This is a genomic window from Spirillospora sp. NPDC048819 (assembly GCF_040650055.1).
Taxonomy (GTDB): Bacteria; Actinomycetota; Actinomycetes; order Streptosporangiales; family Streptosporangiaceae; genus Spirillospora.
The window spans coordinates 55,208-81,141 of the sequence record NZ_JBEZGN010000007.1; the positions used below are offsets into that span (position 1 = coordinate 55,208).

The following is a 25,934-nucleotide window of genomic DNA, read 5'->3' on the forward strand; positions in this document are numbered from 1 at the left end:
GATGACCACTCCGGCTCCCGCGCGGACCCGGCCGGCCGCCGCCTTCCACACGCTGACCGTGGCGGCGGTCGACCACCTGTGCGAGGACGCCGCGGCGATCACGTTCGACGTCCCCGGCGAACTGCGCGAGGCGTACGCGTTCAAGGCCGGTCAGTCGCTCACCCTGCGCCGATTCGTGGAGGGGCGCGAGGAGCGCCGGTCGTACTCGATCTGCGCCCCGGCCGGCGCCGCGCCGCGCATCGGCGTCCGCGAGATCCCCGACGGGCTCTTCTCCTCCTGGCTCGTCCACGAGGTGGTGCCGGGAACGCGGATCGAGGTGCAGACGCCGACCGGTTCCTGGCAGGCCGACCCGGGGCCGGGCGAGCGGCACCTGTGCATCGCCGCCGGATCGGGCATCACGCCGATGTTGTCCGTCGCGTCCACGGTCCTGTCCCATCCCGGGGCGCAGGTGTCGCTCCTGTACGGCAACCGGACGAGCGGCACCGTCATGTTCACCGAGGAACTCGGCGACCTGAAGAACCGGTACGGCGCCCGCTTTCAGATGGTCCACGTGCTCTCCCGCGAGCCGCGCGACGTCGAACTGTTCTCCGGCCGCCTCGACCACGACCGGCTGCGCCGCCTGCTCACCGACCTGATCCCCGCCGAGGCGTTCGACCACGTCTGGCTCTGCGGGCCGCTGCGGATGCTCGAAGACGCGCGGGCGGTGCTCGCCGACCTCGCCGTCCCCGCGACCGTCCACGTCGAGCTGTTCTACGTCGATGAGCCCCCGCCGCAGCCGCGGCGCACCGTCGCCGGCCCCGGGCCCGGCCCGACGACCGAGCTGACGATGGTGCTCGACGGCCTCCGGACGACCTCTACCGTCTCCCGGGACACGACGCTCCTCGAAGGCGCCCAGGCCACGCGCGCCGACCTGCCGTTCGCCTGCAAGGGCGGCGTCTGCGGGACGTGCCGCGCCGTCGTCCGCGAAGGCGAGGTCGACATGCGCCGCAACTACGCCCTCGAACCGTCCGAGGTGGACGCCGGGTTCGTCCTCACGTGCCAGACTTTCCCGGTCGGCGAGAACGTCTCCATCGACTACGACGCTTAGGCTTCGTGCCGGGCCAGGCCGTCGAAGGCCATGGTGGTGATCGTGTCGGCGACCGTCGCCGGGTCGTACACGCCGTCCGCCCGGTACCACTCGATCAGCGAGTTCACCATGCCGAACAGCAGCTTGCTCACCAGCGCCGGCGGCACGTCGTCGCGCAGGGCGCCCTCCTTGACGGCGTCCGCGACGAGCGCGGCGAGCCGGTCGTCGAGCCACCGGCGCCGTTCCAGCGCGGCCAGCTCGACGTCGCTGTTCCCCCGCACCCGCAGGAGCAGCGTGACGGACGGCTGGTGCGCGACGAGAACCTCGACGCTGCGCCGCACCACCCCGCGCAGCCGCTCGTAGGCGGTCGCCCCGGCCCGCTCATGGGACGCCTCGGCCACGACGGCGGTGAGTTCGTCGAGGGCGTCGTCCAAAGCGCGGCTGAGCAGCTGTTCCTTGCTCGTGACGTGGTGGTAGATGGCCGCTTTCGTCAGCCCCAGCTCCTTGGCCAGGTCACCCATGCTCGTGGCGTCGTACCCCTTGCGGTTGAACAGCTCCACCGCGGTGCGCAGGATCGCCTCCTGGTCGTAGCCGGGACGGCCGCGCCGACGTCGCTGGGGCGGTTCGCCAGACCCGGTCGTCGTCACACCCGCAGGATCTCACGGTCACCCCAGCGCGACGGGCAGGCCGTCGATGGAGCAGGCTGCCGCACGCCCTGACGCGAGCGGTCGTCCGCGATCCACCGATGAGTTTCGGGTGCTCATGCGGTCTGTACGTGCGAGATGGAAGACGTCTTGGAACATCGGAAGAGGAACACACACTCATGGTCATCGTCGCTGGACACATCACGGTCGATCCTGGTCAGCGCGAGTCCTACCTCGCGGGCTGCACGAGCGTCGTCGAACAGGCGCGCCGGGCGGCCGGCTGCCTCGACTTCGCCATCACGGCCGACCTGCTCGATCCCGCCCGCATCAACATCTTCGAACGCTGGGAGTCGCAAGCGGCCGTGGAAACCTTCCGCAGCAGCGGCCCCAGCGACGACCAGAGCGCCGCGATGGTCTCGGCCTCGGTAGCCGAATACGACATCGCCGACGTGCGCTCCTTGACCGCGCCCGACCCGGCATAAGGCGGACCGCGACGGAACGACGCGGGAACCGGTGCGCCGGACGGAGACCACAGCGGCGGGAGCCGGCTCCGTTCGCCGCGCCGCGGCCAGCGCAAACGTGACCGACAACGGCCATGTACCGGTGTGACCATGTGACCACTGATCACAGAGTTCAACGGTGATGATGGGCACGCGACGAGCATCTGATGTTGATGCGAGCGCATCAGAACCGTTGGGACACACCGCTATGCATGGTTATCCCTTGGACTGGACCCTGGTCGACGTAGAGACCTCCGGGTTTCGCCCTACGGAACATCGGGTGCTGTCCATCGCGCTATTGGCGATCGGCGCGGATGGGCAGGTGACCGGCCGGTTCTCGTCTCTGGTGAATCCGGGCTGCGACCCGGGGCCCGTACACGTCCACGGGCTGACCGCGCAGAGGCTGGCGGGCTCTCCCAGGTTCGAGCAGATCGCCCCCGAGGTCGCCGCCCTTCTCCGCGGACGCGTGATGGTCGCTCATAACGCGCGTTTCGACTACGACTTCGTGGCTCAGGAGTTCGCCCGCGCCGGGCTGCGCTTACCGGTCGACCAACGGCTGTGCACCCTGGCCCTCAACCGGCGGCTGTCTCCTCCCACACCGAACATGCGCCTGGGAACGCTGGCCGCCCACTACGGCGTCGTCCAGCACAGGGCGCATGACGCGGCGGACGACACGCGCGTCCTCGCCGGTGTCCTGCACGGCTCGCTGACGGCCGCGGCCCGGCTCGGCCTCAGTCTTCCGCTGGTGCCCTGCCCGCCTCGCCGAGCTGGTACCCAGTCCCGGTATGCGACCCGTGCTCCCAAGGTCGCCTGCGCCCATCGAAACCCGGGGCGCCTCACCGCCGGGGGGCCGCTCGTCCAAGGCATGAAGGTCGCCATCACCGGGGATACCCGCGCGACCCGAGCCGAGCTCACGGCCAGGGCCGCCGCGGCAGGACTGAACATGATGTCCACGGTCAGCCGCCACACCAGCGCTCTCGTGACCAACACGCCGAGGCCCCCCAGCACCAAGACGCAGCGTGCCATCGCCGAAGGTGTCCCGATCATCGACGAGGCCACGTTTCTGCGCCTGTTGCAGGACGTCCGGCCTGGCATTTCGCACGAGCCGGCGACGGCCCCGCCACCGGGCGGCGTCCCGGCCCCGACGCCTCAGACTTCACCCCCGGCACGCCAGGCCGCGCGTCCGGCAGGCTCGGCCAAGCCCCTCTCCGGACGGCGCGTGCTCGTCTTGGGCGGCTCGCATCCCCAGGCCGCGGCCGGGCGGGCGCGCGTCACCGAACTCGGCGGCGCCGCCGCGGTGAACCTCTCCAGCAGCGTCACCGACGTCATCGTGCTCTCCGGCGGCGTTGACGACCGGCGCATCCCCCGGATCCGCTCACTCGGCCTACCGGTCCACGAGGAATCCTGGCTCGACACGCCGACGGCCGCGCAACCCGCCCAACGCGGGGCGACACCGACGCGTCCGGCGATCCTCACCCTGCCCCGGGGCGGTGCGACCGACCTCCCCGTCACGCCGCAGACGGCCACCTGGACGGTCACCGCGACCTGGGCGCACCGGGCAACCTGCGAGGTGGACGTCGTCGCCTTCGCCGTGGACGCCGACGAGCAGGTGTCCCGCGACGAGGACTTCGTGTTCTACGGGGCCACCGAAACACCCGGCGGGACCATCACCCTGTCCGCCGACGGCCCCGCCGAGCAGTCGATCACGATCGACGCGGCGAACCTGGGCCCGGCCGTGCACAAGGTCGTCATCGCGGCCGCCATCGACGGCACCGCAGCATTCGGCACGGTCGGCGCCGTTGAGATCACCGCCGCGCCCGGCAGCAGCGAGGCTCCGCTGGCGCAGGCCACTCTCGACGCCGCCACCACCGAACGCACCATGATCCTGGCCGAGATGTACCGGCGCGGCCCGTCCTGGCGCCTGCGCGCGATCGGCCAAGGCTACGACCACGGCCTCGACGAACTGGCCCGCGGCTACGGCGTCGACATCGACGACTAGCGCGGTGTCCACGAACGTTGGCCGGGTCGGCACTCGTTCACTTGCGGCGTGTTGCCCCTATGAGCGCGCCCGAAAGGGCAACACACCGCAAGTGAATTGGTGCTCTGGCGGGGCGGTATCCGAGTGATCGGGTGCCGCCCCGTTGACGTGCGGGGATGCGGGTTGACCTGCGGTTTCGGGTGCTGCGCGTCGGGTGCGGGGCATTGATCTTGTCTCACTGGTGCGCGCTGGTTGCCGCTGGTGCTCGCTGTTCACGGGCCATGTGCGGGCCATGGCCCGGAACGGTTGTCGCTGGCTACGGGCCGTCTAGGGCGCGGTCTATGGCCTTGTTGGCGCGGGTCTCGCTGAGCTGGCGTTCTAGGGGGTTGGTGCCCCAATCGGTGACGGCGATAAGGACTGTGCCGCATTGGTCGGCGTCGCAGCGTGGATGCCGGGCGGCGGTGTCGAACGTACGGACGGGGCGTTCTAGTAGTCGTCCGGCTTGGCGTCCGGCGGCGCGTAGGCGGTCGCGCTCGTCGGGTGAGTGGTAGGCGGTGCGGGTCTGCCCGGATCGCCTGAGCTGCTCGGCGATGACGGCGGCCAAGTCTTCGCTCATCGGGTCGTCCCTCCTGGCGCTCTGGTCCAGGATGGCGCGATGCGGGGGCGGGTGCCAAGTGCGCGATGGGAGCGGGCCGGCGGCCGCCTGTCGTGCGGGGCGGTAGGTGCACGTGGCGGTAGCGGCTGCCGGTCAGCGGCAGGGCTACGGGGGCATGCCGGGCGGGTTCTTTCCGTGCGCTGGCCCTGTGCTGTCGTGGGGAGTCGGGTGCGGGCTTGGGCGGGGCGGCGGGCTGCTAGCCTCGCGCGGCTCCGGGCTGCCGCACGGCTGCCCACATCAGGCCGGGGGCGGCCCGCCGGAGGGGTCCCCGCCCAAGCCCGCGCCCGGCGACCCTGCACCGACCTTGGCCCCGTGGGGGTCTGCGTGGGTGCGCACCCTGCTTAGTCCGCGCGACGGCGGCTTAGCGCGCTGACCGGGTCGCACACGCTCTTATGGGTAGAGCCCTACGCCGGAGGCGGGTCGTTGTAAGGGGTGGGGGTCGGGGTTGGTTGGGAACCGAAGTAGCCGGACCTTGTGCGCCTGCCGGGCGTTGAGCGGACGGGATGTACTGGGCGCGGGTCGACCGCTCGTGTCAGATGGTGAGAGTTCTTGGTGAAGACGACGCCGGACCGTTGGGAATCGAGGCTCATCGTGGCCGATGGTCCTTGCACAACAAGAGAGCGGCCACGGCGGACAGGGCCGTGAGGGCGGTGCACGCGTGCAGGGTGGCGGACAGTCCGAGGAAGGTGTGGGCGGGGCCAGCCAGCGCGGCGGCGGGAACAGCGGCGTTGGACCCCAGGGCATCGATGGCGTACAGGTGGGGCAGGTCACGGGCAGGGATGTGGTGCTGGACTGTGATGTTCCAGTTGATGATGAACATTTCGTAGCCGACCCCGGCGAGGAAGGCGGCGGCCAAGAGCACCGCAAGTGAGGTGCTGCTCGCGAGGAGGCTGAACAGGGGAGCTAAGAACAGGGTGACGGCCAGTCCGCTTTGGATGGGACGGGCGGGGTGGTGGCGCGCAGCCAAGAGCCCTCCGGCGAGGAACCCGGCTCCCTGCACAGCGATGATCTGTCCCCAAGGGGTGACACCGCCCAAGCGCTGATCGGCGAGGACGGGGCCGAGGGCCTCCACTCCCACCGCCAGGGCGGCGTTTATCAGAGAAGCGTGCAGGATGCACACCCATAGCCAGCGTTGTCCGGCGGCCAGACGGAAACCCTGGACGGCTGCCGGGATGAACCGTGGTGGTGCGGATTTCGAGTCTGGATCGGTGAGGCGCACGCGGGTGTAGGCGACGGCCGCTAGCAGGAAGGACAGTGCGTCGGCGGCTAGGACTCCTTGCGCACTCAAGAGAGCAACCAGTGCGCCGCTGGCGGCGGCCGCGCCGATGGCGGCGAGGTTGACGCCCAGTCGTAGTACCACGTTGGCCGGACGCAAGAGGTTCTTCGGGATGCTGCGGGGCAGTGCGCTGCTCGCGGCGGGGAAGAACACTGCTGCGGTCGCACCGCCGACCAGTTGCACGGCGATCACTGCCCATAACGGACCGTCTCGCCATAGCAGCAGGCATGTGGCGCTCTGGGCCGCAGCGGCGACCAGTGCGGTGCTGACCAGGAGCTTGCGAAGCGCAAACCGCTCGATGATCGCGCCCGCGATCAACAGGAAGGTCAGAACCGCCATTGCCCGACTGCCCAGAGCGGCACCCACGGCCCCAGGTCCATGACCGCGTTCCAGCAACGCGAAAGCGAGCGCGAGCGGGGCGGTGGCGCTACCTGCGGCGGAGATGAGCCGCGCGCAGGCCAGCCAGGCGAAAGTCCGGTGGCGCAGAGGTGCCACCAGAGAGTGGGAAGTAGGAGACACATCACAAGAAGGCACCCGGAAGAAAACTAGCCCCTGCTGTCAACCCCGGCTGAGGCAGTCGGCGCGGGTGGAAATCTTGCGGCTGCATCTGTCGAAGCGGGCGTCGGCTCCTTGCGGTCACAATGGCCTGCGGTGGGACGCACGCAGTGCCGAGCAGCCGGCGGCCGTGCTCGCGTGCCGGGGTGGAGCTGATCAGGGACGCAAGCACGGCTGCCGGTCGCGGAACCCTCGTCCATGGTCGCCCTTGGGAGCGGACCGTGCCGGGGGCTCGATGCGGCGGGCAGGGTGTCGGGAGGCTGTCAGGGCGTCGGCGGGCCGAGCCACGACGGCCGAAGGTCGTCGTGGTCTCGTGCCCGCCGATACGTCCCATGACGACGGTTCCGCTCGAACCTGTGCCGTCCGGTCGGCGTCACCCGAACCACCATGCGCGAAGGCGCGCGGCGGTGCGCCGCGCGCCTTGACCTAAGTGGGGAAAATCCTCACACGGCAAAGCCTCGCCCCAGCGGCCGGGGCATGCTCGGCGGTTTCAAAGGTTCAGTTCATCCCGCCTGATGCGTGAGACAAGTTCGGCGAAGTTCTGGGGGGATAGGGCTAGGTGTCCTGCCTCGGGCGCCTTCGAATCCCGTATGCCAACCGCGAAGGTGAGACGGGCCAACTCGACGCAGTTCGCTTGGCCGGTATCGGCGCTGCGGCTGGACTTTCTCCACTGGGTCACTGCTGAGCCTCGATCATCTCTTGGAATCTCGTGCGGGTGGCCTCGGGCGAGAGGGCACGCCCGCTAGTTCGATCAAACGCGACGGCGAGCCTACGCAGGTCGTCGGTCTCAGTCACCAGTCTTCCACGAGCAGGAGTCTCGACGAACCCGACCTCTCGCTCAGAAGTGGTGAAGAGGTGAAATGCCCCCTCAAGGCCGACCTGTAGGCCCACGTCGATCGGTACCAGGCGCAGGGTGACGTTGGGGAGATCCGCCACGTCTGTGAGCTTGGTGAGTTGGCCTTGGCGGAGGGTGGGCGGGATGACCGTGAGAGCAACCTCCGACAGCAGGATTGAGACGTAGGGGGGATTGGCTCGGGTGAGGACGGCTTGCCTCTCCATTCGCCGGTTGACCTGGTCCTGTACGTCTGGGACACCTGCGAGGGTGAACGCCTCGCGCGCGTACTCGGGGGTCTGGAGCAGCCCCGGCACGAAGGCCACGCCGTTCATGCGGATCACACTGGCCAGGGCCTCGTACTCGGCGAACGCGAGGAACTCAACCGGCGCCTGCATGGTGTCGGCGTAGTGATGGAGGGCAGCCAACAGCCCTCCGGTGTTCCACTCAGCGTCGAGAGTCCGGAGAGCCTCGATGGGTGGATGGTTCCGACCGGCCTCCCAATTCGAGACTGTCTTATGATCGGCAGCTACTAGCCGCCCTACGACGGCCTGAGACATACGGTGCTGCTGACGGAGTTTTCGCAGCGTGTAGGCCAGAAGTGACCAAAGACCAGCCATTGGGTCGATGGACTCAGCGGTACTAGACATGGACTCTCCGTGACTCTCGATTCTCTCGCGAGATAGGGCAAGGCTAACGCTTGGCGTGTGAGTCTGTGCCGCAGAACACAGACTTCGATGCACGGGCGGTTGAGCGATGACGACGGTCACGAGACTTGGCGAACTTGAGCTGAGCTTTCTCGCGGCGCGGGCGGCTTCGGGACGGGCGCGGTTCACACGTGGGGAGTGGGCGAGGTGATCGCGTTCAAGCCGGACGTCGAGAAGATCAAGGCGGCGCGGGATCACGTCGCGGAGATCGCCGCCGAGTGGCCTGTGGACGTGTATCTCGTGCGCGTGGTCGCTTCGGAGTTGGTCACCAATGCCATCCGGCACGCGGGTACGGATGAGGTGCGGGTGGACGCGTACACGGACGGTGACGTGTACGTGGTGGAGGTATGGGACGGCGACGGGACGCTTCCGGTGGTGTGCCCTCCTGGCGCTGACGAGTTGAGCGGCCGGGGGCTGATGATCGTCGGCGAACTTACGGCCCGGTGGGGCACCGTGCGCGATGAGGAGGAGGGCGGGAAGGTCGTCTTCGCGGAGTGGAGGGCTTCGTGAATTCGCCCGAATAGATCGCCGCTGACTCGCTCTATCAGAGTGCTGTGCTGCGGGTGTACGGCCCGTGGCTGTCCTGCGATGTCCTTCCCGGTCCGGAGCGTCGTAGGGCGCTCGCACGTGTCCGGCACGCCCGGCTGGTGCTCTCCATACGCGGCCTGGAACCTCCCCAGTGGCCGCCCGCAGAAGTGTCGTTCAACGAGACGGGATCCCCTTATGGCTAGCAGGAAACGGACGATCAACAGGCCGTTGATCACTGACGGTTGGGACTTCGGTCCTGGGCAGCTCATGACGCCCAGAGACGTGGCCGATACGTTCCGCGTCGAAGACGGCCCTGGGCCGGTGCTTGCCCCACCAAGCCCAGGGCCTAGCCCGACTGGAAGGAGTCGGACCCGTGGGTAATGGTACGGGTGGGCCGCTGGAGGAGCTGGCTGCGCAGCTCACGCAACGAGGGTGCCGGGCGACGGTGGACGGGGGCACGCTCTCGGCGTCGCTGGGGGCGCGTCGTGAACACGTGATCGTCTGCGACGGTCGGCGGTTCCGGTGGGGTGGTGAGCGCGGACATGTGCTCGGTGAGGTAGGCGCCGAGTCCGCTTCGGCGGATCGGGCGCTGATCGTGCTGAAGCAACTGTCCCGGTGGTCGTGATGAACGCCTACGGGGTGAGTGCGAACGTCGCGGCCGATGCGACGTTGGAGCGACTGAACATGCTCGTCCGGCTGATGACGGACTTGCGCAGGCTTGGGCGGGGGTCATGGCTGGCTCTCCCGATCACGGGAGAACCAGTTCTGTACGTCCGAGTCCGTTCTGGCGCCCGTCAAATGGCGGTCTTGGGTGTGCAGGACGGCGGCGGCTGGTCGTACGTGTGGGACGGGGGCCGCAAGGCCGCGGCGGACGGGACGCTCGTCGCGGCTCGGCAGATCGCCGGGGTGGCGCGATGATCGTCTGGGACGAGGTGCACACCGAGCGAGTGTGCTCGGGCGGGGCCCTGGACGTGCGGGAGATCCGGGCGCGGGTGCGGCGGACGCTGGCCGGTGCGCTGGCGGGCAGCCTGGACGGGTTCGACCTGGACGACGTGGACCTGATGGTCAGCGAGATCGCCACCAACGCGATCCGGCACAGTGCCAGCGGCAGGCCCGGCGGCGGGGTGTGGGTGACCGTGCTGGTGTCGCGGGAGCGGCTGCGGGTGGAGATCGAGGACGACGGCGGTTCTGCGGGGCGTCCGCTGATACCGGTACAGAGTGCGGGCTGGGACGAGTCCGGGCGCGGCCTGATGGTGGTGGAAGGGCTGGCGGAGCGCTGGGGGACGCTGCCGGGTGGCGACGGCCGGCACACGGTGTGGTTCGAGGTGGCGCGGTGAGCGGGAAGGGAGCGGTGGTCCAAGTTCTGCGTGGCGCGTGGGCGAGGCTGGCGCTGCGGGGTGCGGGGTCTGGTGAGCTGCTTCCGGAGCCTTACCCGGAGACGGTGTTCTTGTTCGCTGGGATGGCGCCGGGGGCGCGGAAGGCGTTGGAGGTGTTCCCGCAGGAGGCTCGGGCGTGGCGGACTTTGGCGGAGATGGAGGCGGCGCGGGCTCGGGTGTGGTCGGGGCAGGGGCGGGTGTGGGACGCGGGGGTGTGTGCCGGGCGGGCGCAGGCGTACCGGGCGGCGGCTGAACAGGTGGAAGACGTGCTCATCGAGTCGTTTGAGCTGTGGGAGGAGTACGAGCGGCAGGTCGGTGAGGGCGGGAGGTGACCGGGTCAGTGGGGGGCGTTGCCGGGTTCGTGTTCGATTTCTTGGCCGACTTCGGTGAGGGTTTCGCGTAGCCAGCGGTGGGCCGGGTCGGCCTGGTGGACGGTGTGGAACCAGAACGCCTCCAGGATCGGGACCGCCTCGAACGGGCAGGGATGCAGCCGGAACCCGCCGACGGCGGTGAGGCGGTGCGCCAGCCGTTCCTGGATGAGCGCGATCCTGGAGGTGCCGGGAATCAGGAACGGCAGGGACTGGAAGTTCTCCACGACGACCTCCACGTTCGGCTCGATGCCCAGCATGGTGAGCTGGCGTATCGCGAACGACGCGGCCGTCGGGCCGCGGAAGGCGGTGACCCAGGGCAGCGTTCCGAGGTGGTCCATGGTGATCCCGTCCGCCAGCGCCGGGTTCGCGGGGTCGGCGATGATGACCCATCGGTCGGAGTAGACGTCGGTGTACGGGTGGGTCGAGATGAAGCCGTGCGGCATGATCAGGCCGTCGGTGGAGCGCAGCGTCGCGTCGATGTCGTCGACCCTGGGGACGTTGATCTGCAGGAACCGGATCCGCACACCAGGGGCCGTGGCGGCGAGCCGTCGCATCAGGGGGTTGCCCAGGACGGTGAGGACGTAGTCGGAGGCGACGAGGGTGAACTCGCGGTCGCTTTCGGACGGATCGAACCGGGGCCGGGCGGAGAAGACGCGGTCGACGACGTTGACGGCGAGGGCCGTCGGATCCACCAGCGCGGTCGCCAGCGGGGTCAGCTCGTAGGTGTTGCCGACGCGGATCAGCAGCTCGTCGCCGTAGTGGCGGCGCAGCCTGCCCAGGTTGGAGCTCATCGCCGGCTGTGACAGGCCGACGCGCTGCCCGGCCCGTGTCACGTTGCGTTCCTCCAGCAGCGCGTGCAGGGCCATCAGGAGGTTCAGGTCCAGGCTCTCCACGGCGCCTCCATCCATCGCATGAATAGTTCCTAGACAAAGCATTGATTTCTCACATCGTTGCCCGTCAGGCACAGTGAGGGCAATCGCAACGGAGGCAACCGCCGTGGAAACCTATTCGACCTCGTCCGCGCGCTTCGCGCTCGGGACGTTCTCCGCCGACGGGATGCGCGTTCCCGGCATGGTCGTGGACGACCGCATGGCGGATCTGCGGAGTCACTGGCCGTCGATGGAGGCGCTGCTCGGGGACTGGGACGCGGCGCTCCCCGTCCTGGACGGCCTGGCAAGCTCCGCTGAGACGGTGTGGCTGCCGCTGTCCGACCTGGACGTGCTGGCGCCGTTCACGCCGGGGCAGGTGATCCAGTCCGGGGCGAACTACCGGACGCATGTCGTTGATCTCGCCGTTGCGCACCGCGACTTCACCGACCCGGCGGAGGAGGCGGCGGCCCGCGCCGAGGTCGGCGCGATGATGGACCGGCGGGCGGCGGAGGGGATCCCGTACCTGTTCGTGGGCCTGCCGAGCGCGGTCGCCGGGCCCTGCGACGACCTCGTCCTGCCCGGCTACAGCGACCGGCACGACTGGGAGCTGGAATTGGCCGCCGTCATCGGACGGCCGGCGTTCCGGGTGACGCGCGAGCAGGCCCTCGGCCACGTCGCCGGATACACGATCTGCAACGACGTCACGACCCGCGACCTGGTGTTCCGGCAGGACATGAAGGAGATCGGCACCGACTGGTTCCGGTCCAAGAACGCGCCGGGCTTCCTGCCGCTCGGTCCGTTCCTGGTCCCCGCCCATGCGGCCGGCGACCCGATGGACCTGCAGGTCACGCTGACGGTCAACGGCGAGGTCATGCAGGACGAGTCGACCAAGGACATGCTGTTCGACGTCGCCGCCCTCGTCTCCGCCGCGTCCCAGATCACCCGGCTCCGCCCCGGGGACCTGGTGCTGACCGGCAGTCCCGCGGGCAACGGCATGGCGTCCGGCCGGTTCCTGCGGGACGGCGACGTCATGGAGGGCACCATCACCGGCCTGGGCACCCAGCGCGTCGTCTGCCGGGCGGAGCGGTGAGCGCCGTCGAGGAGGCCATCGCCAAGGCCGCGCGCGAGTACTCCAACTGGGGACGCTGGGGTGAGGACGACGTCCGCGGCACCCTCAACTTCCTCGACGAGGCCAAGCGGGTGCAGGCGGCCGGGCTGGTCAGGCGGGGCGTGAGCTTCTCGCTGTCCCAGCGGTTCGACATGAACGGGCCTCAGCGCGGGTGGCGGCGGCGCACCAACCCCGTCCACACCATGCTCGACACCGGCGTCGATGCCGCCCTCGGCAAGCAGGGCTTCCCGCACGGGATCGGCGGCGCCGACGATGTGATCGCGATGCCGCTGCAGTGCTCCACCCAGTGGGACGGTCTCGGCCACATCTTCGACCGCGGCAACGCCTGGAACGGCCGTCCCGCCCAGGACGTCGTGACCAGCGACGGCGACCTGGTGACGGGCATCGAGACCATCGCCGACGTGGTCGCCGGGCGCGGTGTCCTCCTGGACGTCGGCCGCGTGATCGGCGACGGGGAACTGCCGGACGCGTTCGCCATCACCGAAGAGCACCTGGTCGCCACCGCCAAGGCACACGGCGTCGAGGTCGGACGCGGCGACATCGTGTGCGTCAGGACCGGGCAGCTCGCCCGCGTCCGCCGCGACGGCTGGGGCGAGTACGCCGGAGGGCCCGCCCCCGGCCTGTCGTTCTGGACGGCGGGCTGGCTGCACGGCACGGAGATCGCCGCGATCGCCACCGACACCTGGGGTTTCGAGGTGCGGCCCAACGAGTTCGAGGACGCCTTCCAGCCCCTGCACCAGGTCGTCATCCCCAACATGGGCCTGTTCGTCGGCGAGATGTGGGACCTGGACGCCCTCGCCGCCGACTGCGCCGCCGACGGCGTCTACGAGTTCCAGCTCGTCGCGGCGCCGCTGCCCGTCACCGGGGCGGTCGGCTCGCCCGTCAACCCCCTCGCGCTCAAGTGAGCGTCCGGCATTCGAACGGAGACCGCAGATGACGAACATCGGCAGCGTGCTGATCGTCGGTGGTGGGATCAGCGGCACGGCGCTGGCCATCCTGCTCGCCCGCGAGGGTGTCCGCGTCGACGTGGCGGAGGTGAAGCCCACCTGGTCCGCGCTGGGGTCGGGCATCACGTTGCAGGGCAACGCCCTGCGGGTGCTGCGCGAACTCGGCGTGTGGGAGCAGGTCCGGGCCGAGGGGTACGCCTTCGGGTCGGTCGGCATCACCAAGCCGGACGGTTCCCTGCTGTTCGAGCAGGAGGACATGCGGACCGGCGGCCCCGACCTGCCCGCGACCCTCGGCATGGACCGTCCCGACCTGCAGGCGATCCTCGTGGAGGCCGCCCGGCGGGCCGGCGCCCGCCTCAGCACCGGCCGCACCGTCACCGCCCTGGATCCGCTGACCTTCGACGACGGCACCACCGGCGACTACGACCTGGTCGTGGGCGCCGACGGCATCCACTCCGCCGTCCGCGCCATGATCGGCATCGACACGGGACCCGAGCCGGTCGGCATGGGCATCTGGCGCGTGCACGCCCGCCGGCCCACGTCGGTCGTGCGCACCGACCTCGCCTACGGCGGCCCCTGCTACATCGCCGGATACTGCCCGACCAGTGAGAACACGCTGTACGCGTATCTGGTGGAGAAGGCCCGCGACCGCACGTCCATCCCCGCGGCGCAGAAGGCGACGATCATGCGGGAGCTGGCCGAGCCGTACGGCGGCGCGTGGGACGAGATCAAGGGCGACATCACCGACCCCGACCGCGTCAACTACACCTGGTTCGAGTCGCTGCTGGTGCCGCGTCCCTGGCATCGGGGGAACGTCGTCCTCATCGGCGACGCCGTGCACGCGTGCCCGCCCACCCTGGCTCAGGGCGCGGCCATGTGCCTGGAGGACGCCTCCGTCCTGGCCGAGATGCTGCTAGAACACCGCGAGGTCGACGACACGCTGCTCACCGCGTTCGCCGACCGCCGGTACCCGCGCGTTCAGGCCGTCGTGGAAGGGTCGCTCCAGCTGGCCCGCTGGCAGATGGAACCCGCCGACGACGCCGACGTGCCCGGCCTCATGGCCCGCACCGCCGCGATGGTGAGCGAGCGGCCATGACCACCGTCGACGTCCACGCGCACGTCATCCTCCCGGCCGTCGAGCAAGCCGTCGTCGGACGTCCCGGGCTGGACGAGCACCGAGCGCTCGACCTCCGCCGCAACGGCGCCGAGGCGATGGCCGTGTCCGGGAAGATGGTCGGCGACCGCATCGCCAGGCTCACCGACGTCACCGCGCGGCTGGCCGACATGGACGCGACCGGCGTCGACGTCCAGATCGTCAGCCCTTCCCCGTCCCACTACCACTACTGGGCCGAACCGGAACTCGCCGAACGCGTCTACCGCCTGGCCAACGAGGGCACCGCCGAGCACTGCGCACGGGCGCCGGGTCGGCTGTACGGTCTGGGCCTCGTCCCGCTCCAGCACGCCGACATGGCCGTCCAGGCGCTCGACCATGCGCTTGACCTCGGCCTCAAGGGTGTGGAGATCTCCTCCCACGCCCCTGACCGCGACCTGTCGGACCCGGCCCTGGAACCGTTCTGGGCCCGCGCGGCCGAACGCGGAGCCGTCCTGTTCCTGCACCCGTTCGGCTGCACCCTGGACGAGCGGCTCGACCGCTGGTACCTGTCCAACATCGTCGGGCAGCCCACCGAGAACGCCGTCGCGCTCTCCCACCTGATCTTCTCCGGTGTCCTGGACCGGCACCCCGGGCTGAAGGTCGTCGCCGCCCACGGCGGCGGCTACCTGCCCACCCACATCGGCCGCGCCGACCACGGCCGGCGGGTCCGCCCCGACGCGCGGGGCTGCGCCGAGCCGCCCAGCGCCTACCTGCGGCGGCTCTGGTTCGACTCGCTCGTGCACGACCCCGGCGTCCTGCGCAACCTCGTGTCCGTCGCGGGCGCCGGCCAGGTCCTGCTCGGCTCGGACTACCCCTTCGACATGGGCTCCGGCGACCCGCTCGGCGACCTGCGCGCCGCCGGGCTGGCGCCGGACGACGCGGACGCCATCGGCGGCGCCAACGCCGTCGCGCTCTTCTCACTCAAGGACTGACATGCGACTCATCACCCATCTGCGGCACGTGGACCTCGCCGTCCCCGACTTCGCGCGCCAGCGCGACTTCTACTCCGGTGTCTGGGGCCTGACGGAAGTCGCCTCGGACACCGGGATCAGCTTCCTGGCCGCCGAAGGGTCGCCGGAGCAGTACATCGTCCGGCTCCGCCACGACACCGGCAAGCGGCTCGACCTGGTCGCGTTCGGCGCCGCGAGCCCCGAGGACGTGGACGCCCTCGCCGGGCGGCTCCGCGACGCGTCCGTCCAGCTGATCAGCGAGCCCGGCGAACTCGACACCCCCGGCGGCGGCTACGGATTCCGCTTCTTCGACCTGGACGGCCGGACGGTCGAGGTCTCCGCAGACGTCGCCGTCCGGGAGCACCGCAAGCTGGAGGCCAAGGAGGCCGTGCCCGTCCGGCTCTCCCACGTCGTGCTCAACGCGCCCGACATCGCCGCCACCCGCTCCTGGTACGAGACCCACCTGAACTTCGCGCTCTCGGACACGCTCGCGTCCCCGCACATGGGCGAGGTCATGCACTTCATGCGCTGCAACCCGCAGCACCACAGCCTCGCCATCGCCCGCGGCCCCCACACGTCCCTGCACCACATCTCCTTCGAGATGCGCGGCCTGGACGAGTACATGTACGGCACCGGACGGCTCATCCGCTCCGGCGCCCGCATGATCTGGGGGCCCGGCCGCCACCTCGCCGGCGACAACACCTTCTCCTACTTCCTGGACCCGCACGGCAACACCGTCGAGTACACCACCGAGCTGGAACTGCTGGACGAGGACACCTGGCACCCGTCCGTCCACGACTTCTCCCAGCCCGAGGTCAGCGACCAGTGGGGGACCGCCAACCCGATGAACGAGCTGATCGCCAAGGAATCGTTCAACGACCCCGACCGCGGCGTCTTCGTCGCCCCTCCCGTCTAGATGCGGTACGCCTCCTACATGCACCGGGGCCGACGGCGCTGCGGCGTCGTCCGGGGCGACGCCGTCCACCACCTCGACGTCCCCGACCTGCTCACGGTCATCGCGGCGGGGAGCCGCCCCGAGGCCGCGGGCCCGGCCGTCCCGCTGGACGAGGTGACGTTGCTCCCGCCGATCCAGCCGCCGACCGTCCGCGACTTCGTGTCGTTCGAGGAGCACGTCGAAGGGGTACGGCGCAGCGTCGGCGGCGAGGCGGGCGTCCCCGGCCAGTGGTACGCCGCCCCGACGTTCTACTTCACCAACCCCTACGCGATCATCGGCACCGGTGCGCCCGTCCCCATGCCGCCCGGATGCGAGCTTCTCGACTTCGAACTCGAAGTGGCCGTCATCATCGGGAGGGAGGGCCGCGACCTGACGCCCGAGCAGGCCCGCGACCATGTCTTCGGGTACGCGATCTTCAACGACTGGTCGGCGCGCGACCTGCAGTCAGCCGAGATGCAGGTCGGTCTCGGCCCGTGCAAGGGCAAGGACACCGCCACCACCCTCGGCCCCTGGATCGTCACCGCCGACGAACTGGAGCCGTACCGGGACGGCGACGGCTTCCTCGGCCTGGCCCTGTCCGTCTCCGTCAACGGCACCGAGATCGGCCGCGACCTGCTCTCCAACATGGGCTGGCCGTTCGAGGACCTCATCGCCTATGCCTCGCGCGGCACCTACGTCCGTCCCGGCGACGTCCTCGGCTCGGGCACGTGCGGCAACGGCGGCTGCCTGGCCGAACTGTGGGGCGTCAGGGGTGACCGGACCCCGCCCCCGCTCCAGGTCGGCGACGAGGTCACCATGACCGTCGAAGGGATCGGCACGATCACCAACACCGTCGCTGAGGGCGCCGCGCCCCGCCCGATCCCGGCCGCCCGGCCGCGACCTCGCAAGCGCCCGAGCTGACGACCGCACCAGGCCAGCCGCGTCCGGCCGGCCCGGTCAGGGGAGTTCGGCGAGGTCGCCGGCCGCGATGCGGTCCCGCAGGACGAACTTCTGGATCTTGCCCATGGCGTTGGCGGGGACGTCGTCGGCGAGATACCAGTGCCGCGGCGTCTTGTGGGGCGCGAGGACGGAGCGCACGTGGTCGTGCAGCTCGGCCGCGCTCGGCGGACGGCTCGCGTCGGCGGGCCTGACCACGGCGGCGACCTGCTCGCCCCAGTCCGGGTCGGGGACGCCGAGGACGACGGCCTGGGCGACTCCCGGATGGCCGGCGATCGCGGCCTCGATCTCACTCGGGTAGATGTTCTCCCCGCCCCGGATGACGAGGTCCTTGAGGCGGCCGGTGATGGTGAGGTAGCCGCGCTCGTCCATGACGCCCAGGTCGCCGGTGTGCAGCCAGCCGTCGGCGTCGATGGTCTGCGCGGTCGCGTCCGGCTGGTCGTGGTAGCCGAGCATGACCTGGTGGCCGCGGGCGCAGATCTCGCCCGCCTCGCCGACCGGCAGCGTCGAACCGTCCGCGCCGGTGACCTTCACCTCGACCTGCCACAGCGGCGTGCCGGCGGTGTGCAGCTTGTCGTCCGGGGCGTCGTCCGGGCTGGTCTGGGTGACGATGGGGCTCAGTTCGGTCTGCCCGTAGACGGTGGAGAAGCGCGCCCCGAACCTGCGCTCCGCCTCCTCGTTCAGCGCCGGGGGAACGGCGTCCCCGCCAGACATGATCACCGAGCAGGCATCGAGGTCGTAGCCGTCGAAGCCGGGGTGGGCGAGGAGGGCGGAGAACATCACCGGGACCCCGCCGAACACGTTGACCCGCCACTCCTGGAGGGCGTTCAGGACGAGTTCGGGGTGGAAGAACTGCGGCAGCACGAGCGTGCCCTTGCCGTGCGCGGTGCCCAGCACCGTCAGGCCGCAGCCCGCCGTGTGGAAGAGCGGGAGCGCGCTGCCCCAGACGCCGCCTTCGGGGAAGCCCGCGCGAGCGGCGACGAAGGCGGCATTGGTGACGAGCCCGCGGTGGTGCAGGACGGCGCCCTTGGGAAGCCCCGTCGTCCCGGACGTGTACTGAATCTGCGCGGGCCCGCCGGGATCGACGTCGGGCAGCGCGACGGGCTCCGCCTCCCGCACCCGGGCGAGCCACCCGTTGAACGAGATGACGTCGCGCATGAGGGGCAACCGTGGCCGGATCCGTTCCACCGTCGCGGCCATGTCCGTCCCCCGGAACGCGTCGGTGAGGACGACGGCGACCGCGCCCGACTGGGACAGGACGTGTTCGAGTTCGGTCTCCCGCAACGCCGGGTTGGCCGTCACCAGGACCAGCCCCGCCAGGGCGGCGCCGTACTGGAGCACCACCCACTCGGGGACGTTCGGCGCCCAGACGGCGATGTGCTCGCCCGGTTCGAAACGGGCGGCCAGCCAGTGCGCGGCGTGTTCGGCGTCGTCCAGAAGCTGGGCGTAGGTCCAGGTGCGGTCGGTGCGGTCCACCCCGGACAGGGACGCGCCGGGCGGGGCCGTCTCGACCAGCGCGACGCGTCCGGGCGCGACGGAGGCGGCCTCGCGCAGCAGGTCGCCAGGGGTGAGGTCCAGCACCGGCCGGGACGTGTCGGCCGGTCGGTACGACTGCGTGAGCATGGTCAGCCCTCCAGATCTTCGCGGGACGGGATGGGGCCGCCGCCTTCGGGGATCCAGCGGCCCGAGTCGCGCCACTTGACGGCCTCGTGGAACCCGTGCGCGGCGGCGAACTCCTGGAACCAGCGGCCCTCGGGCGAGTGGCGGGTGATGCCGTCGAACAGGGTCGCCAGGATCTGGGTGCCGTGCAGCCCCATGTTGTCGTAGGCCTGGTTGATCATGAGCTTCTGCATGGCGAGCTGGTTGACCGGCACACCCGCGACGCGGTCGGCCAGTTCCTCCACCCGCGCGTCCAGCTCCCCGAGCGGCGCCGACTCCAGCACCAGGCCCCATTCGGCGGCGGTGCGGCCGTCGATGGTGTCGCCGGTCAGCAGCATCCGCTTGGCGCGTTCGGCGCCGAGCCGGTACACCCACATCGCCGTGGTGGGGCAGCCCCAGACCCGCGCGGGCATGTAGCCGATCCGCGCGTCCTCGGCCATCACGACCATGTCGCACGACAGCGCGATGTCGCTGCCGCCCGCGACCGCGAAGCCGTGCACCTTGGCGATGGTCGGCTTGAGCGAGCGCCACAGCGAGAAGTAGTCGTCGGTGAACTCCTTCATGACGGCGTAGTCCTTGATCGGGTCCCAGACCGGGTCGCCGCCGCCCGACCCCTGGGTGCCCTCGCCGTCCTCGGCGGAGATCTTCAGGTCGTAGCCGGAGCAGAACGCCCGTCCCGCCCCCCGGAGCACGATCACGTGGACGCGGGGGTCGGTGTTGGCGCGCTTGACCGCCGCGGCCAGCTCGCCCGGCATCCGGAAGTCGATCGCGTTGAGCCGGTCGGGCCGGTTCAGCGTCAGATACGCCTTGCGGTCCTCGACCTCGTACAGCACCGTCGGTTCTTCGGTCATGGTCTCTCCTCCGCGGACGGGTCGGTCAGAAGCGGCCGGACGACCTCGATCCACCGCTCCAGCAGCGCGTCGCCGCCGGTGCCGTCGCGGTAGAGCGCGTCCGAGATCGCCATGCCGCGCAGCATCTGGACGGTCAGTTCGGCGACGAGCGGATAGGACGGTGCGGCCGTCACGTCCGGGCCGAGCACCTCGCCGATCACCCGGTACAGGTCGCGCCGGGCCGCACCCTCGGCGCGTCTGAGGACCTGCCGCAGCCGCGGATTGGTCCGCGCGACCGCCCACAGCTCCAGTTCGGCGCCGAACGCCGGCCGCCGCAGCGCCGCCCGCAAGACGCGGACCGACCGCAGCAGGCCGTCCTCCGACGGCGGGGCGGCGGCCAGTTCCTCCTGGACGGCGTCCTCGTTGCGCTGGACGAGCCGTCCGACGGCGGCGCCGAGAAGTTCCTCGTGCGTGGGGAAGTGGTGCAGCAGCGCACCGCGGCTGACTCCGGCCCGCCGCTGGACCTCCAGCGTCGTCGTCGCCGCGACGCCCTTCTCGACCAGCGACTCCACCGCCGCGTCCACGAGCAGCCGCCGCGTCGCGGCCCGCTGTTCCTCCCGCTTGGACACCGCGCCCCCTCATCGACAGTCAGAACTGACTGTGAATAGACTCTCACAGTCACCGCTGACGGTCAATGGGACGAAGGTCCTCTCACCTCCGGACCGACGCCTCTCGTCCGGGTAAGGCCCACGAGGAACGCTGAAGGTGGACCCGAGTCGGAGTCTCAGCAGCCGGGAGGACACATGAGCGCAGAGCCGATCAACGGCGTCGTCGTCGGTTACGACGGTTCCGAAGGCAGCGTGCGGGCCCTGGACTGGGCCGCCGATGCCGCCCGTGCGCGGGACCTGCCGCTGACCGTGCTGCACGCGTGGGACGTGTACCTCGGGGGCCCGCTGGCCGTGCCCGTCATCGATGTGCAGGCCATCGCGGAGGAGACCCTCAACGACGGCGTCGAGCATGTCCGGAAGGCCGCCCCCGAAGTGCGGGTGCGGACGGCGCTCGTCCGCGGGCAGGCGGCCGCCATGCTGATCGACGCGGCGGAGACGGCCGACCTGATCGTGCTGGGCCCGCGCGGCCTCGGCGGGTTCGCCGGGCTGCTGCTCGGCTCGGTCGGTGCGCAGGTCGCCGCGCACGCCGCATGCCCGGTCGTGATCGTCCGGGGCGGCGGACCGGACGAGGGGGCGCGGCGAGTCGTGGTCGGCGTGGACGGTTCACCGGCCTCCAGGGCGGCGCTGAAGACAGCCTTCGCGGCGGCCGATGCCCGCGGGCTCTCCGTCCGCGCGGTGGTCGCCTGGGAGTCGGTGCCCGTGAAGGAGCTGCCGCCGCTCGCGGACGAGGCCGGACTGCGCGACGCGGCCGAGAGGCGGCTGGCCGGGCTGATGATCCCCTTGCGGGAGCTCCACCCCGGGGTGGACGTCGAGACCGAGGTCGTCGCCGGGGCGCCCCGGGACGTCCTGATGGAGGCGGCGGGCGACGCGCGCCTGATCGTCGTCGGCTCGCGGGGACTGGGCGGCGTCCGCGGGCTGCTGCTCGGGTCGGTCAGCCACGCGCTGGTCCATCACGCGCCCTGCACGGTCGCGGTGGTCCACGCGCCCCGGGAGCGCTAGCCGAGGGCCAGGACCCGCATGACCAGGCGGGCGGTGCGGCCGCCCTCCTCCTCCGCGATGGCGAGCGCGGTCCGCACGTCGAGATCGTCGAGCAGGGCGCGGGTCGCGGCCACCTCCGCCGTGGTCGACGACGCGCGGCGGCCCGCGCTGAGATGGAGCGCGTCCAGCCGTGCCGTCGCGGAGTCGAGGGTGCCGGCGGTGTAGTCCCAGTCCTCCCGCCAGGGGGCGGTGATGAGCATGAGCCGGACGGCCGTGGCCGGGTGGTCCCGGATCAGCTCGGAGACCAGGACCAGGTTGCCGGTGGACTTGGCCATCTTCGCGCCGTCCACGCGGACCATGCCCACATGCAGCCAGGCGCGGGAGAACGGCCGGACGCCGGTCAGCGCCTCGGCGAGGGCGGCCTCGTAGGCGTGGTGGGGGAACCGCAGGTCGGCGCCGCCGGAGTGCAGGTCGAGCGCCGGGCCGAACGTCGTCATGGCCATCGCGGCGCATTCGGCGTGCCAGCCGGGCCGTCCCGCGCCCCAGGGGCTGGGCCAGGCGGGTTCCCCGGAATTCGAGGGCCGCCAGACGGCGACGTCGAACGGATGCTCCTTGCCGGGATCCTCGGGCTCGTCGCCGTACTCGGCCAGGAGGTCGCGCGCCTGCCGGTCGTCCAGCCCCGCCCGCTCCGGGACGTCGGCGCCGCGGAAGTAGACCCCTCCGTCGCGGACGTAGGCATGGCCGGACGCGAGGAGTCCCTGGGCGAGCGCGATGACCTCCCTGACGTGGTTGTGCGCGCGCGGCTGGTGGTCGACGGTGTGCACGCCGAGGGCCTCCAGGTCGCGTTCGAAGTAGAACTGCTGGACGGCGGCGAAGCTGTCGTACGGGCTGCCGGCACGGTCGGCGGCCTGGTTCAGCACGTCGTCGACGTCGGTGACGTTGCGGCAGACGAGCACGTCTGCCCCCGCATGGCGCAGGACGCGGGCGGCGACGTCGGCCCACACGAATGTCCGTGCGTGACCGAGGTGGGTCGCGTCGTACGGGGTGATCCCGCAGACGTACATCCGGGCGGGGCCGGCGACCGGCAACGGGCGGCCGCCGATCCGGAGGGTGCGGTCCGGTGCGTTGAGATCCACGGGAGAACTCATACCCAGGCCCGCCGGGAAAAGGCGCCGTCACGTGGCTCCCCGGCCGCGTTCCCGGGGTGGCGGGCCCTTTGACACGGCCTCTCACCAGCGCGTTCGCACTTGACGAGATGGCGTCTCGCAATGTATAACACTCGCAAATCTGGTGCGAGGAGCTGAGCGAATGACGATCACCTCGAACTCCGTCGATTCCAAGGCCACGATGCTCGCGGTGGACGGCCTCGCGAAGTCCTATCCGAACAAGAAGGGTGCCGTCCGGGCGATCGAACAGGTGTCCTTCACGCTCCGCGAAGGTGAGTTCGTCTCGATCGTCGGCCCGTCCGGATGCGGCAAGACCACCCTGCTGAGCTGCATCGCGGGCCTCCTCCCGCCCACCGGGGGCAGCATCGAGCTCGGCGGCCAGGCGGTCACCGGGCCGCCGCCGGGACTGTCGGTGGTGTTCCAGGACTACAGCAGGTCGCTGTTCCCCTGGCTCAGCGTGGAGAGCAACGTCGGGCTGCCCATGAAGTCGGCGCGTGCCCCCAAGGCGGACGTCAAGCGCGACGTGGCGAAGCTGCTGACCGAGGTCGGCCTCGACCCGTCCGTCGGGGGCCGCTACCCCTGGCAGCTCTCGGGTGGCATGCAGCAGCGCGTGGCGATCGCCCGCGCGCTGATATCGCACCCGAAGGTACTGCTCATGGACGAGCCGTTCGCCTCGGTCGACGCGCAGACCCGCACCGGCCTGGAGGATCTGCTGCTGCGGGTTTGGGAGGAGTACAACAAGACGATCCTCTTCGTCACCCATGACATCGACGAGGCGGTTTATCTCTCCGACCGGATCGTCGTGCTGTCCAGCAGCCCGTCCAGCGTCGTCACCGAACTCGAAGTGCCGCTGCCCCGGCCTCGCGACCAGTTCGCCAGCAAGGAGAACCCCATCTACGCCCAGCTTCGGGCGGAGGTCTTCCGCCTGGTCATGAAGGACATGCCGGCCGCCTAGCGCGATCAGGGAGACAGATCCGCGCCGCCTGGGAACGTCCGGCGATATGTACTAGCCGTGCTTCGGCCACTGACGAGTAGTGGCCGAAAATTGAATCCTCACGTCGGGTGAGCGTTCGTGGAGAACATTCGATCCGGCGCATATACGCCTGCCCTTCATCGGCCGTCAGCCGTCGCTGCCGGCCGTTGTCGTATTGGGCCGGGCATTCGGACGCCGGGGAAATTCGACAGGGCTTTTGTTCGGCTGTGACCCTTGACACTAAGAAGAGGGCCGCCATACCGTCACTCGCAACGCCATTACGTCCTCCGAGATGAGGACCTGGTCTTCGAGCAGAGCTGGAGTCGGCGTGACCCCTTCCCCTCCGACCGGACGGTAGCGATGTCCTCCACGTCCGCTGAGACCCTCGACCACGCCCCCGACAACGTGCGGGCCGCCGCCGGCGGGCCCGCAGGCCCGCTGTCCAGGGCCCTGCGTTCCCCGCTGGCACTGGGCGCGCTCGGTGTCGGCGCCGTGGTCGCCCTATGGCAGCTCGCCTCCACCCTCGGACTCGTGGCGGCCGAATCCCTGCCGGCCCCGTGGACGGTGGCGCTGCGGATCAAGGACCTCGCGGCGAGCACGGACTTCCGGCTCCAGGTGCTCGACACGGTGTGGACCTGGCTGCTGTCGATGGCCGTCACCATCGTCGTCGCGGTGCCGATGGGAATCCTGCTGGGGACGGTGGCCGCGCTGTACCGCCCGACGGTCACGGTGGTCCACGCCCTGCGTTCGGTGCCCGCCACGGTGTTCATCCCGGCGTCGGTGCTGCTGTTCGGGCTCGGGCTCACCATGAAGCTCGCCCTGACGGTCTTCGCGATCTTCGGTCCCGTCCTGCTCAACGCGGTGTACGGCGTCCACAACACCGAACCCCAGCTGCTGACCGTCGCGCGCAGCATGCGATGGACCCGGATGCAGATCCTGCGCCGCGTGGTACTCCCGTCGGCGCTGCCGTCCATCGTCACCGGCATCCGGGTGGCCAGCGGCATCGCGCTGATCGTGATCGTCAGCGTCGAACTGCTCGGCGCGAGCTACGGCATCGGCACCGTCATCGTCAAGTACCAGGGCATTCCACGGCCCGACTTCGTGTACGCGGGGGTGATCCTCGCGGGCGTCCTCGGGTGGCTTCTCTACACCACGCTGGCGGCCGTCGAGCGGCGCACCCTGCCGTGGACGCGGCGCGGGGCCGATTCAGGGGGGCGGTCATGACCGAGACGCCGAACGCCGGCCGGACCGCCGGCCCGACGACCGCGGCCGCCGCCGGCCCCGCATCGCAGCGGCCCCTTCTGGCCGGCCTGACCAGGGCGACGTCCTCCGCGGGGACGGCGGCGGGCCGCGCGTTCGCCTACTCCTGGATGGTCGTGCTGCTGCTCGTCGCCTGGGAGGTGGCGTCGCGGATCTACCAGTCGCCGTACTTCCCGACGTTCACCGACAGCGCCGCGGCGTTCTTCACGAACTGGTTCGTCGCCGACGCCTCGCGCGGCTTCGTCACCGAGCAGTTCACCACCGACCTCGGCTCGAGCATGTCGCGCGCCGCGCAGGGATGGCTGATCTCGGTGGTCATCGGCCTCTGCGCGGGCATCGCGCTCGGCGTCTCCCCGCGGGCCGCGGCGACGGTCAACCCGCTGATCCGGTTCGGGATGTCGATCCCGGCGACGGCGCTGCTCCCGCTCGCCGTCGTCTTCTTCGGCATCACCGACGAGATGAACGTCTCGCTGATCGTCGTCGGCACGGTGTTCCCGATCCTGATCAACACCATGGACGGGGTCCAGGGCATCGACCGCACGGTCATCATGACGGCGCGGAGCATGCGCATGGGCAGGCTCCGCTACTTCTTCGTGGTGCTGCTGCCGGGCGCCAGCCCGCAGATCATCAGCGGCCTGCGGGTCAGTCTCGGCATCGGTCTCATCCTGATGGTCGTCTCGGAGCTCTTCGCGGCGACCAACGGCATCGGTTACTACATCGTCCTCGCGTCCCGCCAGTTCCGTTATGTCGACATGTGGAGTGGTGTGCTGCTGATCGCGGTGATCGGCCTGCTCCTGAACGTCCTGTTCGCGCTCGTCGAAGCGCGCGTCCTCCGGTGGCACCGGGAGTCGCGCAAGCGAGCCGGCTCGACGTGATCCGCAGACAGCCGCGCCGGCGGGAGAACGCCGGCCCGGCCACATCGATCCTTGAGGAGTTGGACATGCCAACGAAGCGCTCTACTCCAGAGTCACGC

General features: G+C 70.5%; 26 protein-coding genes. 16 read left to right on the forward strand and 10 right to left on the reverse strand.

What is annotated here, in order from left to right:
- Position 1: 1 nt before the first annotated feature.
- The gene (gene paaE / locus AB0C35_RS12465) at positions 2-1,087 is read left to right on the forward strand and encodes a 1,2-phenylacetyl-CoA epoxidase subunit PaaE (protein WP_358453853.1); all 1,086 of its coding nucleotides are present in this window, start codon (positions 2-4) and stop codon (positions 1,085-1,087) included.
- Here the strand turns inward: paaE and AB0C35_RS12470 are convergent.
- Positions 1,084-1,713, reverse strand: a complete 630-nt coding sequence (locus AB0C35_RS12470) for a TetR/AcrR family transcriptional regulator (protein WP_358453856.1) — start codon at positions 1,711-1,713, stop codon at positions 1,084-1,086. The two genes, paaE and AB0C35_RS12470, sit on opposite strands and share 4 nt — an antisense overlap.
- A 176-nt stretch (positions 1,714-1,889) precedes the next feature.
- Here AB0C35_RS12470 and AB0C35_RS12475 point away from each other — a divergent pair, with 176 nt between their 5' ends.
- The gene (locus tag AB0C35_RS12475) at positions 1,890-2,192 is read left to right on the forward strand and encodes an antibiotic biosynthesis monooxygenase family protein (RefSeq protein WP_358453859.1); all 303 of its coding nucleotides are present in this window, start codon (positions 1,890-1,892) and stop codon (positions 2,190-2,192) included.
- A gap of 241 nt (positions 2,193-2,433) precedes the next feature.
- Positions 2,434-4,209, forward strand: coding sequence for a DEDDh family exonuclease (locus AB0C35_RS12480; RefSeq protein ID WP_358453861.1), 1,776 nt, complete (start codon positions 2,434-2,436; stop codon positions 4,207-4,209).
- 295 nt (positions 4,210-4,504) lie between these two features.
- Here AB0C35_RS12480 and AB0C35_RS12485 read toward each other — a convergent pair whose 3' ends face one another.
- The 4 genes from AB0C35_RS12485 to AB0C35_RS12500 all read right to left on the reverse strand — a co-directional run bounded on the left by AB0C35_RS12485 (position 4,505) and on the right by AB0C35_RS12500 (position 8,156).
- A complete protein-coding gene (locus tag AB0C35_RS12485) occupies positions 4,505-4,804 on the reverse strand; it encodes a hypothetical protein (protein WP_358453864.1) in 300 nt (99 codons plus the stop codon).
- Between the two features lie 625 nt (positions 4,805-5,429).
- Positions 5,430-6,653, reverse strand: coding sequence for an MFS transporter (locus tag AB0C35_RS12490; RefSeq protein ID WP_358453867.1), 1,224 nt, complete (start codon positions 6,651-6,653; stop codon positions 5,430-5,432).
- 511 nt (positions 6,654-7,164) lie between these two features.
- Complete coding sequence (locus AB0C35_RS12495) at positions 7,165-7,353, reverse strand: DUF397 domain-containing protein (RefSeq protein WP_358453870.1); 189 nt, start codon at positions 7,351-7,353, stop codon at positions 7,165-7,167.
- On the reverse strand, positions 7,350-8,156 hold the full coding sequence (locus AB0C35_RS12500) for a helix-turn-helix transcriptional regulator (RefSeq protein WP_358453873.1): 807 nt from the start codon (positions 8,154-8,156) through the stop codon (positions 7,350-7,352). The genes AB0C35_RS12495 and AB0C35_RS12500 overlap by 4 nt, the downstream gene beginning before the upstream one ends.
- Before the next feature lie 204 nt (positions 8,157-8,360).
- Between AB0C35_RS12500 and AB0C35_RS12505 the strand changes: the two genes are divergently transcribed.
- The 3 genes from AB0C35_RS12505 to AB0C35_RS12515 all read left to right on the forward strand — a co-directional run bounded on the left by AB0C35_RS12505 (position 8,361) and on the right by AB0C35_RS12515 (position 10,449).
- On the forward strand, positions 8,361-8,723 hold the full coding sequence (locus tag AB0C35_RS12505) for an ATP-binding protein (protein WP_358453875.1): 363 nt from the start codon (positions 8,361-8,363) through the stop codon (positions 8,721-8,723).
- A 932-nt stretch (positions 8,724-9,655) separates the two neighbouring features.
- Complete coding sequence (locus AB0C35_RS12510; RefSeq protein ID WP_358453877.1) at positions 9,656-10,078, forward strand: ATP-binding protein; 423 nt, start codon at positions 9,656-9,658, stop codon at positions 10,076-10,078.
- Positions 10,075-10,449, forward strand: a complete 375-nt coding sequence (locus AB0C35_RS12515) for a hypothetical protein (RefSeq protein WP_358453879.1) — start codon at positions 10,075-10,077, stop codon at positions 10,447-10,449. The genes AB0C35_RS12510 and AB0C35_RS12515 overlap by 4 nt, the downstream gene beginning before the upstream one ends.
- 5 nt (positions 10,450-10,454) lie before the next feature.
- Here AB0C35_RS12515 and AB0C35_RS12520 read toward each other — a convergent pair whose 3' ends face one another.
- Positions 10,455-11,381, reverse strand: a complete 927-nt coding sequence (locus tag AB0C35_RS12520; RefSeq protein WP_358453882.1) for a LysR family transcriptional regulator — start codon at positions 11,379-11,381, stop codon at positions 10,455-10,457.
- A gap of 103 nt (positions 11,382-11,484) precedes the next feature.
- Between AB0C35_RS12520 and AB0C35_RS12525 the strand changes: the two genes are divergently transcribed.
- The 6 genes from AB0C35_RS12525 to AB0C35_RS12550 are packed head-to-tail and all read left to right on the forward strand — an operon-like array spanning position 11,485 to position 17,391.
- On the forward strand, positions 11,485-12,447 hold the full coding sequence (locus AB0C35_RS12525) for a fumarylacetoacetate hydrolase family protein (protein WP_358453885.1): 963 nt from the start codon (positions 11,485-11,487) through the stop codon (positions 12,445-12,447).
- The gene (locus AB0C35_RS12530; RefSeq protein ID WP_358453887.1) at positions 12,444-13,391 is read left to right on the forward strand and encodes a cyclase family protein; all 948 of its coding nucleotides are present in this window, start codon (positions 12,444-12,446) and stop codon (positions 13,389-13,391) included. The genes AB0C35_RS12525 and AB0C35_RS12530 overlap by 4 nt, the downstream gene beginning before the upstream one ends.
- 28 nt (positions 13,392-13,419) lie before the next feature.
- The gene (locus AB0C35_RS12535) at positions 13,420-14,529 is read left to right on the forward strand and encodes an FAD-dependent oxidoreductase (protein ID WP_358453890.1); all 1,110 of its coding nucleotides are present in this window, start codon (positions 13,420-13,422) and stop codon (positions 14,527-14,529) included.
- Positions 14,526-15,518 (forward strand): amidohydrolase family protein, encoded by a 993-nt coding sequence (locus tag AB0C35_RS12540; RefSeq protein ID WP_358453893.1) that lies wholly within the window; start codon positions 14,526-14,528, stop codon positions 15,516-15,518. Before AB0C35_RS12535 ends, AB0C35_RS12540 begins: the two co-directional genes overlap by 4 nt.
- A 1-nt stretch (position 15,519) precedes the next feature.
- Positions 15,520-16,452, forward strand: a complete 933-nt coding sequence (locus AB0C35_RS12545) for a VOC family protein (RefSeq protein ID WP_358453896.1) — start codon at positions 15,520-15,522, stop codon at positions 16,450-16,452.
- Positions 16,453-17,391, forward strand: coding sequence for a fumarylacetoacetate hydrolase family protein (locus AB0C35_RS12550; protein WP_358453899.1), 939 nt, complete (start codon positions 16,453-16,455; stop codon positions 17,389-17,391). It abuts the gene before it with no gap.
- A 36-nt stretch (positions 17,392-17,427) separates the two neighbouring features.
- Here AB0C35_RS12550 and AB0C35_RS12555 read toward each other — a convergent pair whose 3' ends face one another.
- From AB0C35_RS12555 to AB0C35_RS12565, 3 genes are read right to left on the reverse strand one after another with little or no spacing between them, the layout of a single operon-like run.
- Positions 17,428-19,050: an AMP-binding protein gene (locus AB0C35_RS12555; protein WP_358453902.1), complete on the reverse strand. Its 1,623-nt coding sequence runs from the start codon at positions 19,048-19,050 to the stop codon at positions 17,428-17,430.
- A 2-nt stretch (positions 19,051-19,052) separates the two neighbouring features.
- Positions 19,053-19,937: a crotonase/enoyl-CoA hydratase family protein gene (locus AB0C35_RS12560; protein ID WP_358453905.1), complete on the reverse strand. Its 885-nt coding sequence runs from the start codon at positions 19,935-19,937 to the stop codon at positions 19,053-19,055.
- Positions 19,934-20,545 (reverse strand): TetR/AcrR family transcriptional regulator, encoded by a 612-nt coding sequence (locus tag AB0C35_RS12565; protein WP_358453908.1) that lies wholly within the window; start codon positions 20,543-20,545, stop codon positions 19,934-19,936. Before AB0C35_RS12565 ends, AB0C35_RS12560 begins: the two co-directional genes overlap by 4 nt.
- A 174-nt stretch (positions 20,546-20,719) precedes the next feature.
- On the opposite strand from AB0C35_RS12565, the gene AB0C35_RS12570 reads away from it, so the two are divergent.
- A complete protein-coding gene (locus AB0C35_RS12570; RefSeq protein ID WP_358453911.1) occupies positions 20,720-21,583 on the forward strand; it encodes a universal stress protein in 864 nt (287 codons plus the stop codon).
- On the opposite strand, the gene AB0C35_RS12575 is transcribed toward AB0C35_RS12570, so the two are convergent.
- Complete coding sequence (locus AB0C35_RS12575) at positions 21,580-22,698, reverse strand: class I tRNA ligase family protein (RefSeq protein WP_358453914.1); 1,119 nt, start codon at positions 22,696-22,698, stop codon at positions 21,580-21,582. The two genes, AB0C35_RS12570 and AB0C35_RS12575, sit on opposite strands and share 4 nt — an antisense overlap.
- A gap of 172 nt (positions 22,699-22,870) precedes the next feature.
- Here AB0C35_RS12575 and AB0C35_RS12580 point away from each other — a divergent pair, with 172 nt between their 5' ends.
- The 3 genes from AB0C35_RS12580 to AB0C35_RS12590 all read left to right on the forward strand — a co-directional run bounded on the left by AB0C35_RS12580 (position 22,871) and on the right by AB0C35_RS12590 (position 25,836).
- Entirely contained in the window at positions 22,871-23,683 is an 813-nt protein-coding gene (locus tag AB0C35_RS12580) for an ABC transporter ATP-binding protein (RefSeq protein ID WP_358453917.1), read from the forward strand.
- 378 nt (positions 23,684-24,061) lie between these two features.
- Positions 24,062-24,925 carry an ABC transporter permease gene (locus AB0C35_RS12585; RefSeq protein ID WP_358453920.1) on the forward strand — a complete coding sequence of 288 codons (864 nt, stop codon included), beginning with the start codon at positions 24,062-24,064 and terminating at the stop codon, positions 24,923-24,925.
- On the forward strand, positions 24,922-25,836 hold the full coding sequence (locus tag AB0C35_RS12590) for an ABC transporter permease (protein WP_358453923.1): 915 nt from the start codon (positions 24,922-24,924) through the stop codon (positions 25,834-25,836). The genes AB0C35_RS12585 and AB0C35_RS12590 overlap by 4 nt, the downstream gene beginning before the upstream one ends.
- Positions 25,837-25,934: the final 98 nt, after the last annotated feature.

Excerpts from the sequence above, each read along its gene's own strand:
- AB0C35_RS12485 (WP_358453864.1), bottom strand. The coding sequence starts at position 4,804 with ATGAGCGAAGACTTGGCCGCCGTCATCGCCGAGCAGCTCAGGCGATCC.
- paaE (WP_358453853.1), top strand. The coding sequence starts at position 2 with ATGACCACTCCGGCTCCCGCGCGGACCCGGCCGGCCGCCGCCTTCCAC.
- AB0C35_RS12570 (WP_358453911.1), top strand. The coding sequence starts at position 20,720 with ATGAGCGCAGAGCCGATCAACGGCGTCGTCGTCGGTTACGACGGTTCC.
- AB0C35_RS12580 (WP_358453917.1), top strand. The coding sequence starts at position 22,871 with ATGACGATCACCTCGAACTCCGTCGATTCCAAGGCCACGATGCTCGCG.
- AB0C35_RS12560 (WP_358453905.1), bottom strand. The coding sequence starts at position 19,937 with ATGACCGAAGAACCGACGGTGCTGTACGAGGTCGAGGACCGCAAGGCG.
- AB0C35_RS12510 (WP_358453877.1), top strand. The coding sequence starts at position 9,656 with ATGATCGTCTGGGACGAGGTGCACACCGAGCGAGTGTGCTCGGGCGGG.
- AB0C35_RS12535 (WP_358453890.1), top strand. The coding sequence starts at position 13,420 with ATGACGAACATCGGCAGCGTGCTGATCGTCGGTGGTGGGATCAGCGGC.
- AB0C35_RS12540 (WP_358453893.1), top strand. The coding sequence starts at position 14,526 with ATGACCACCGTCGACGTCCACGCGCACGTCATCCTCCCGGCCGTCGAG.
- AB0C35_RS12555 (WP_358453902.1), bottom strand. The coding sequence starts at position 19,050 with ATGCTCACGCAGTCGTACCGACCGGCCGACACGTCCCGGCCGGTGCTG.
- AB0C35_RS12585 (WP_358453920.1), top strand. The coding sequence starts at position 24,062 with ATGTCCTCCACGTCCGCTGAGACCCTCGACCACGCCCCCGACAACGTG.
- AB0C35_RS12590 (WP_358453923.1), top strand. The coding sequence starts at position 24,922 with ATGACCGAGACGCCGAACGCCGGCCGGACCGCCGGCCCGACGACCGCG.
- AB0C35_RS12550 (WP_358453899.1), top strand. The coding sequence starts at position 16,453 with ATGCGGTACGCCTCCTACATGCACCGGGGCCGACGGCGCTGCGGCGTC.
- AB0C35_RS12475 (WP_358453859.1), top strand. The coding sequence starts at position 1,890 with ATGGTCATCGTCGCTGGACACATCACGGTCGATCCTGGTCAGCGCGAG.
- AB0C35_RS12500 (WP_358453873.1), bottom strand. The coding sequence starts at position 8,156 with ATGTCTAGTACCGCTGAGTCCATCGACCCAATGGCTGGTCTTTGGTCA.
- AB0C35_RS12545 (WP_358453896.1), top strand. The coding sequence starts at position 15,520 with ATGCGACTCATCACCCATCTGCGGCACGTGGACCTCGCCGTCCCCGAC.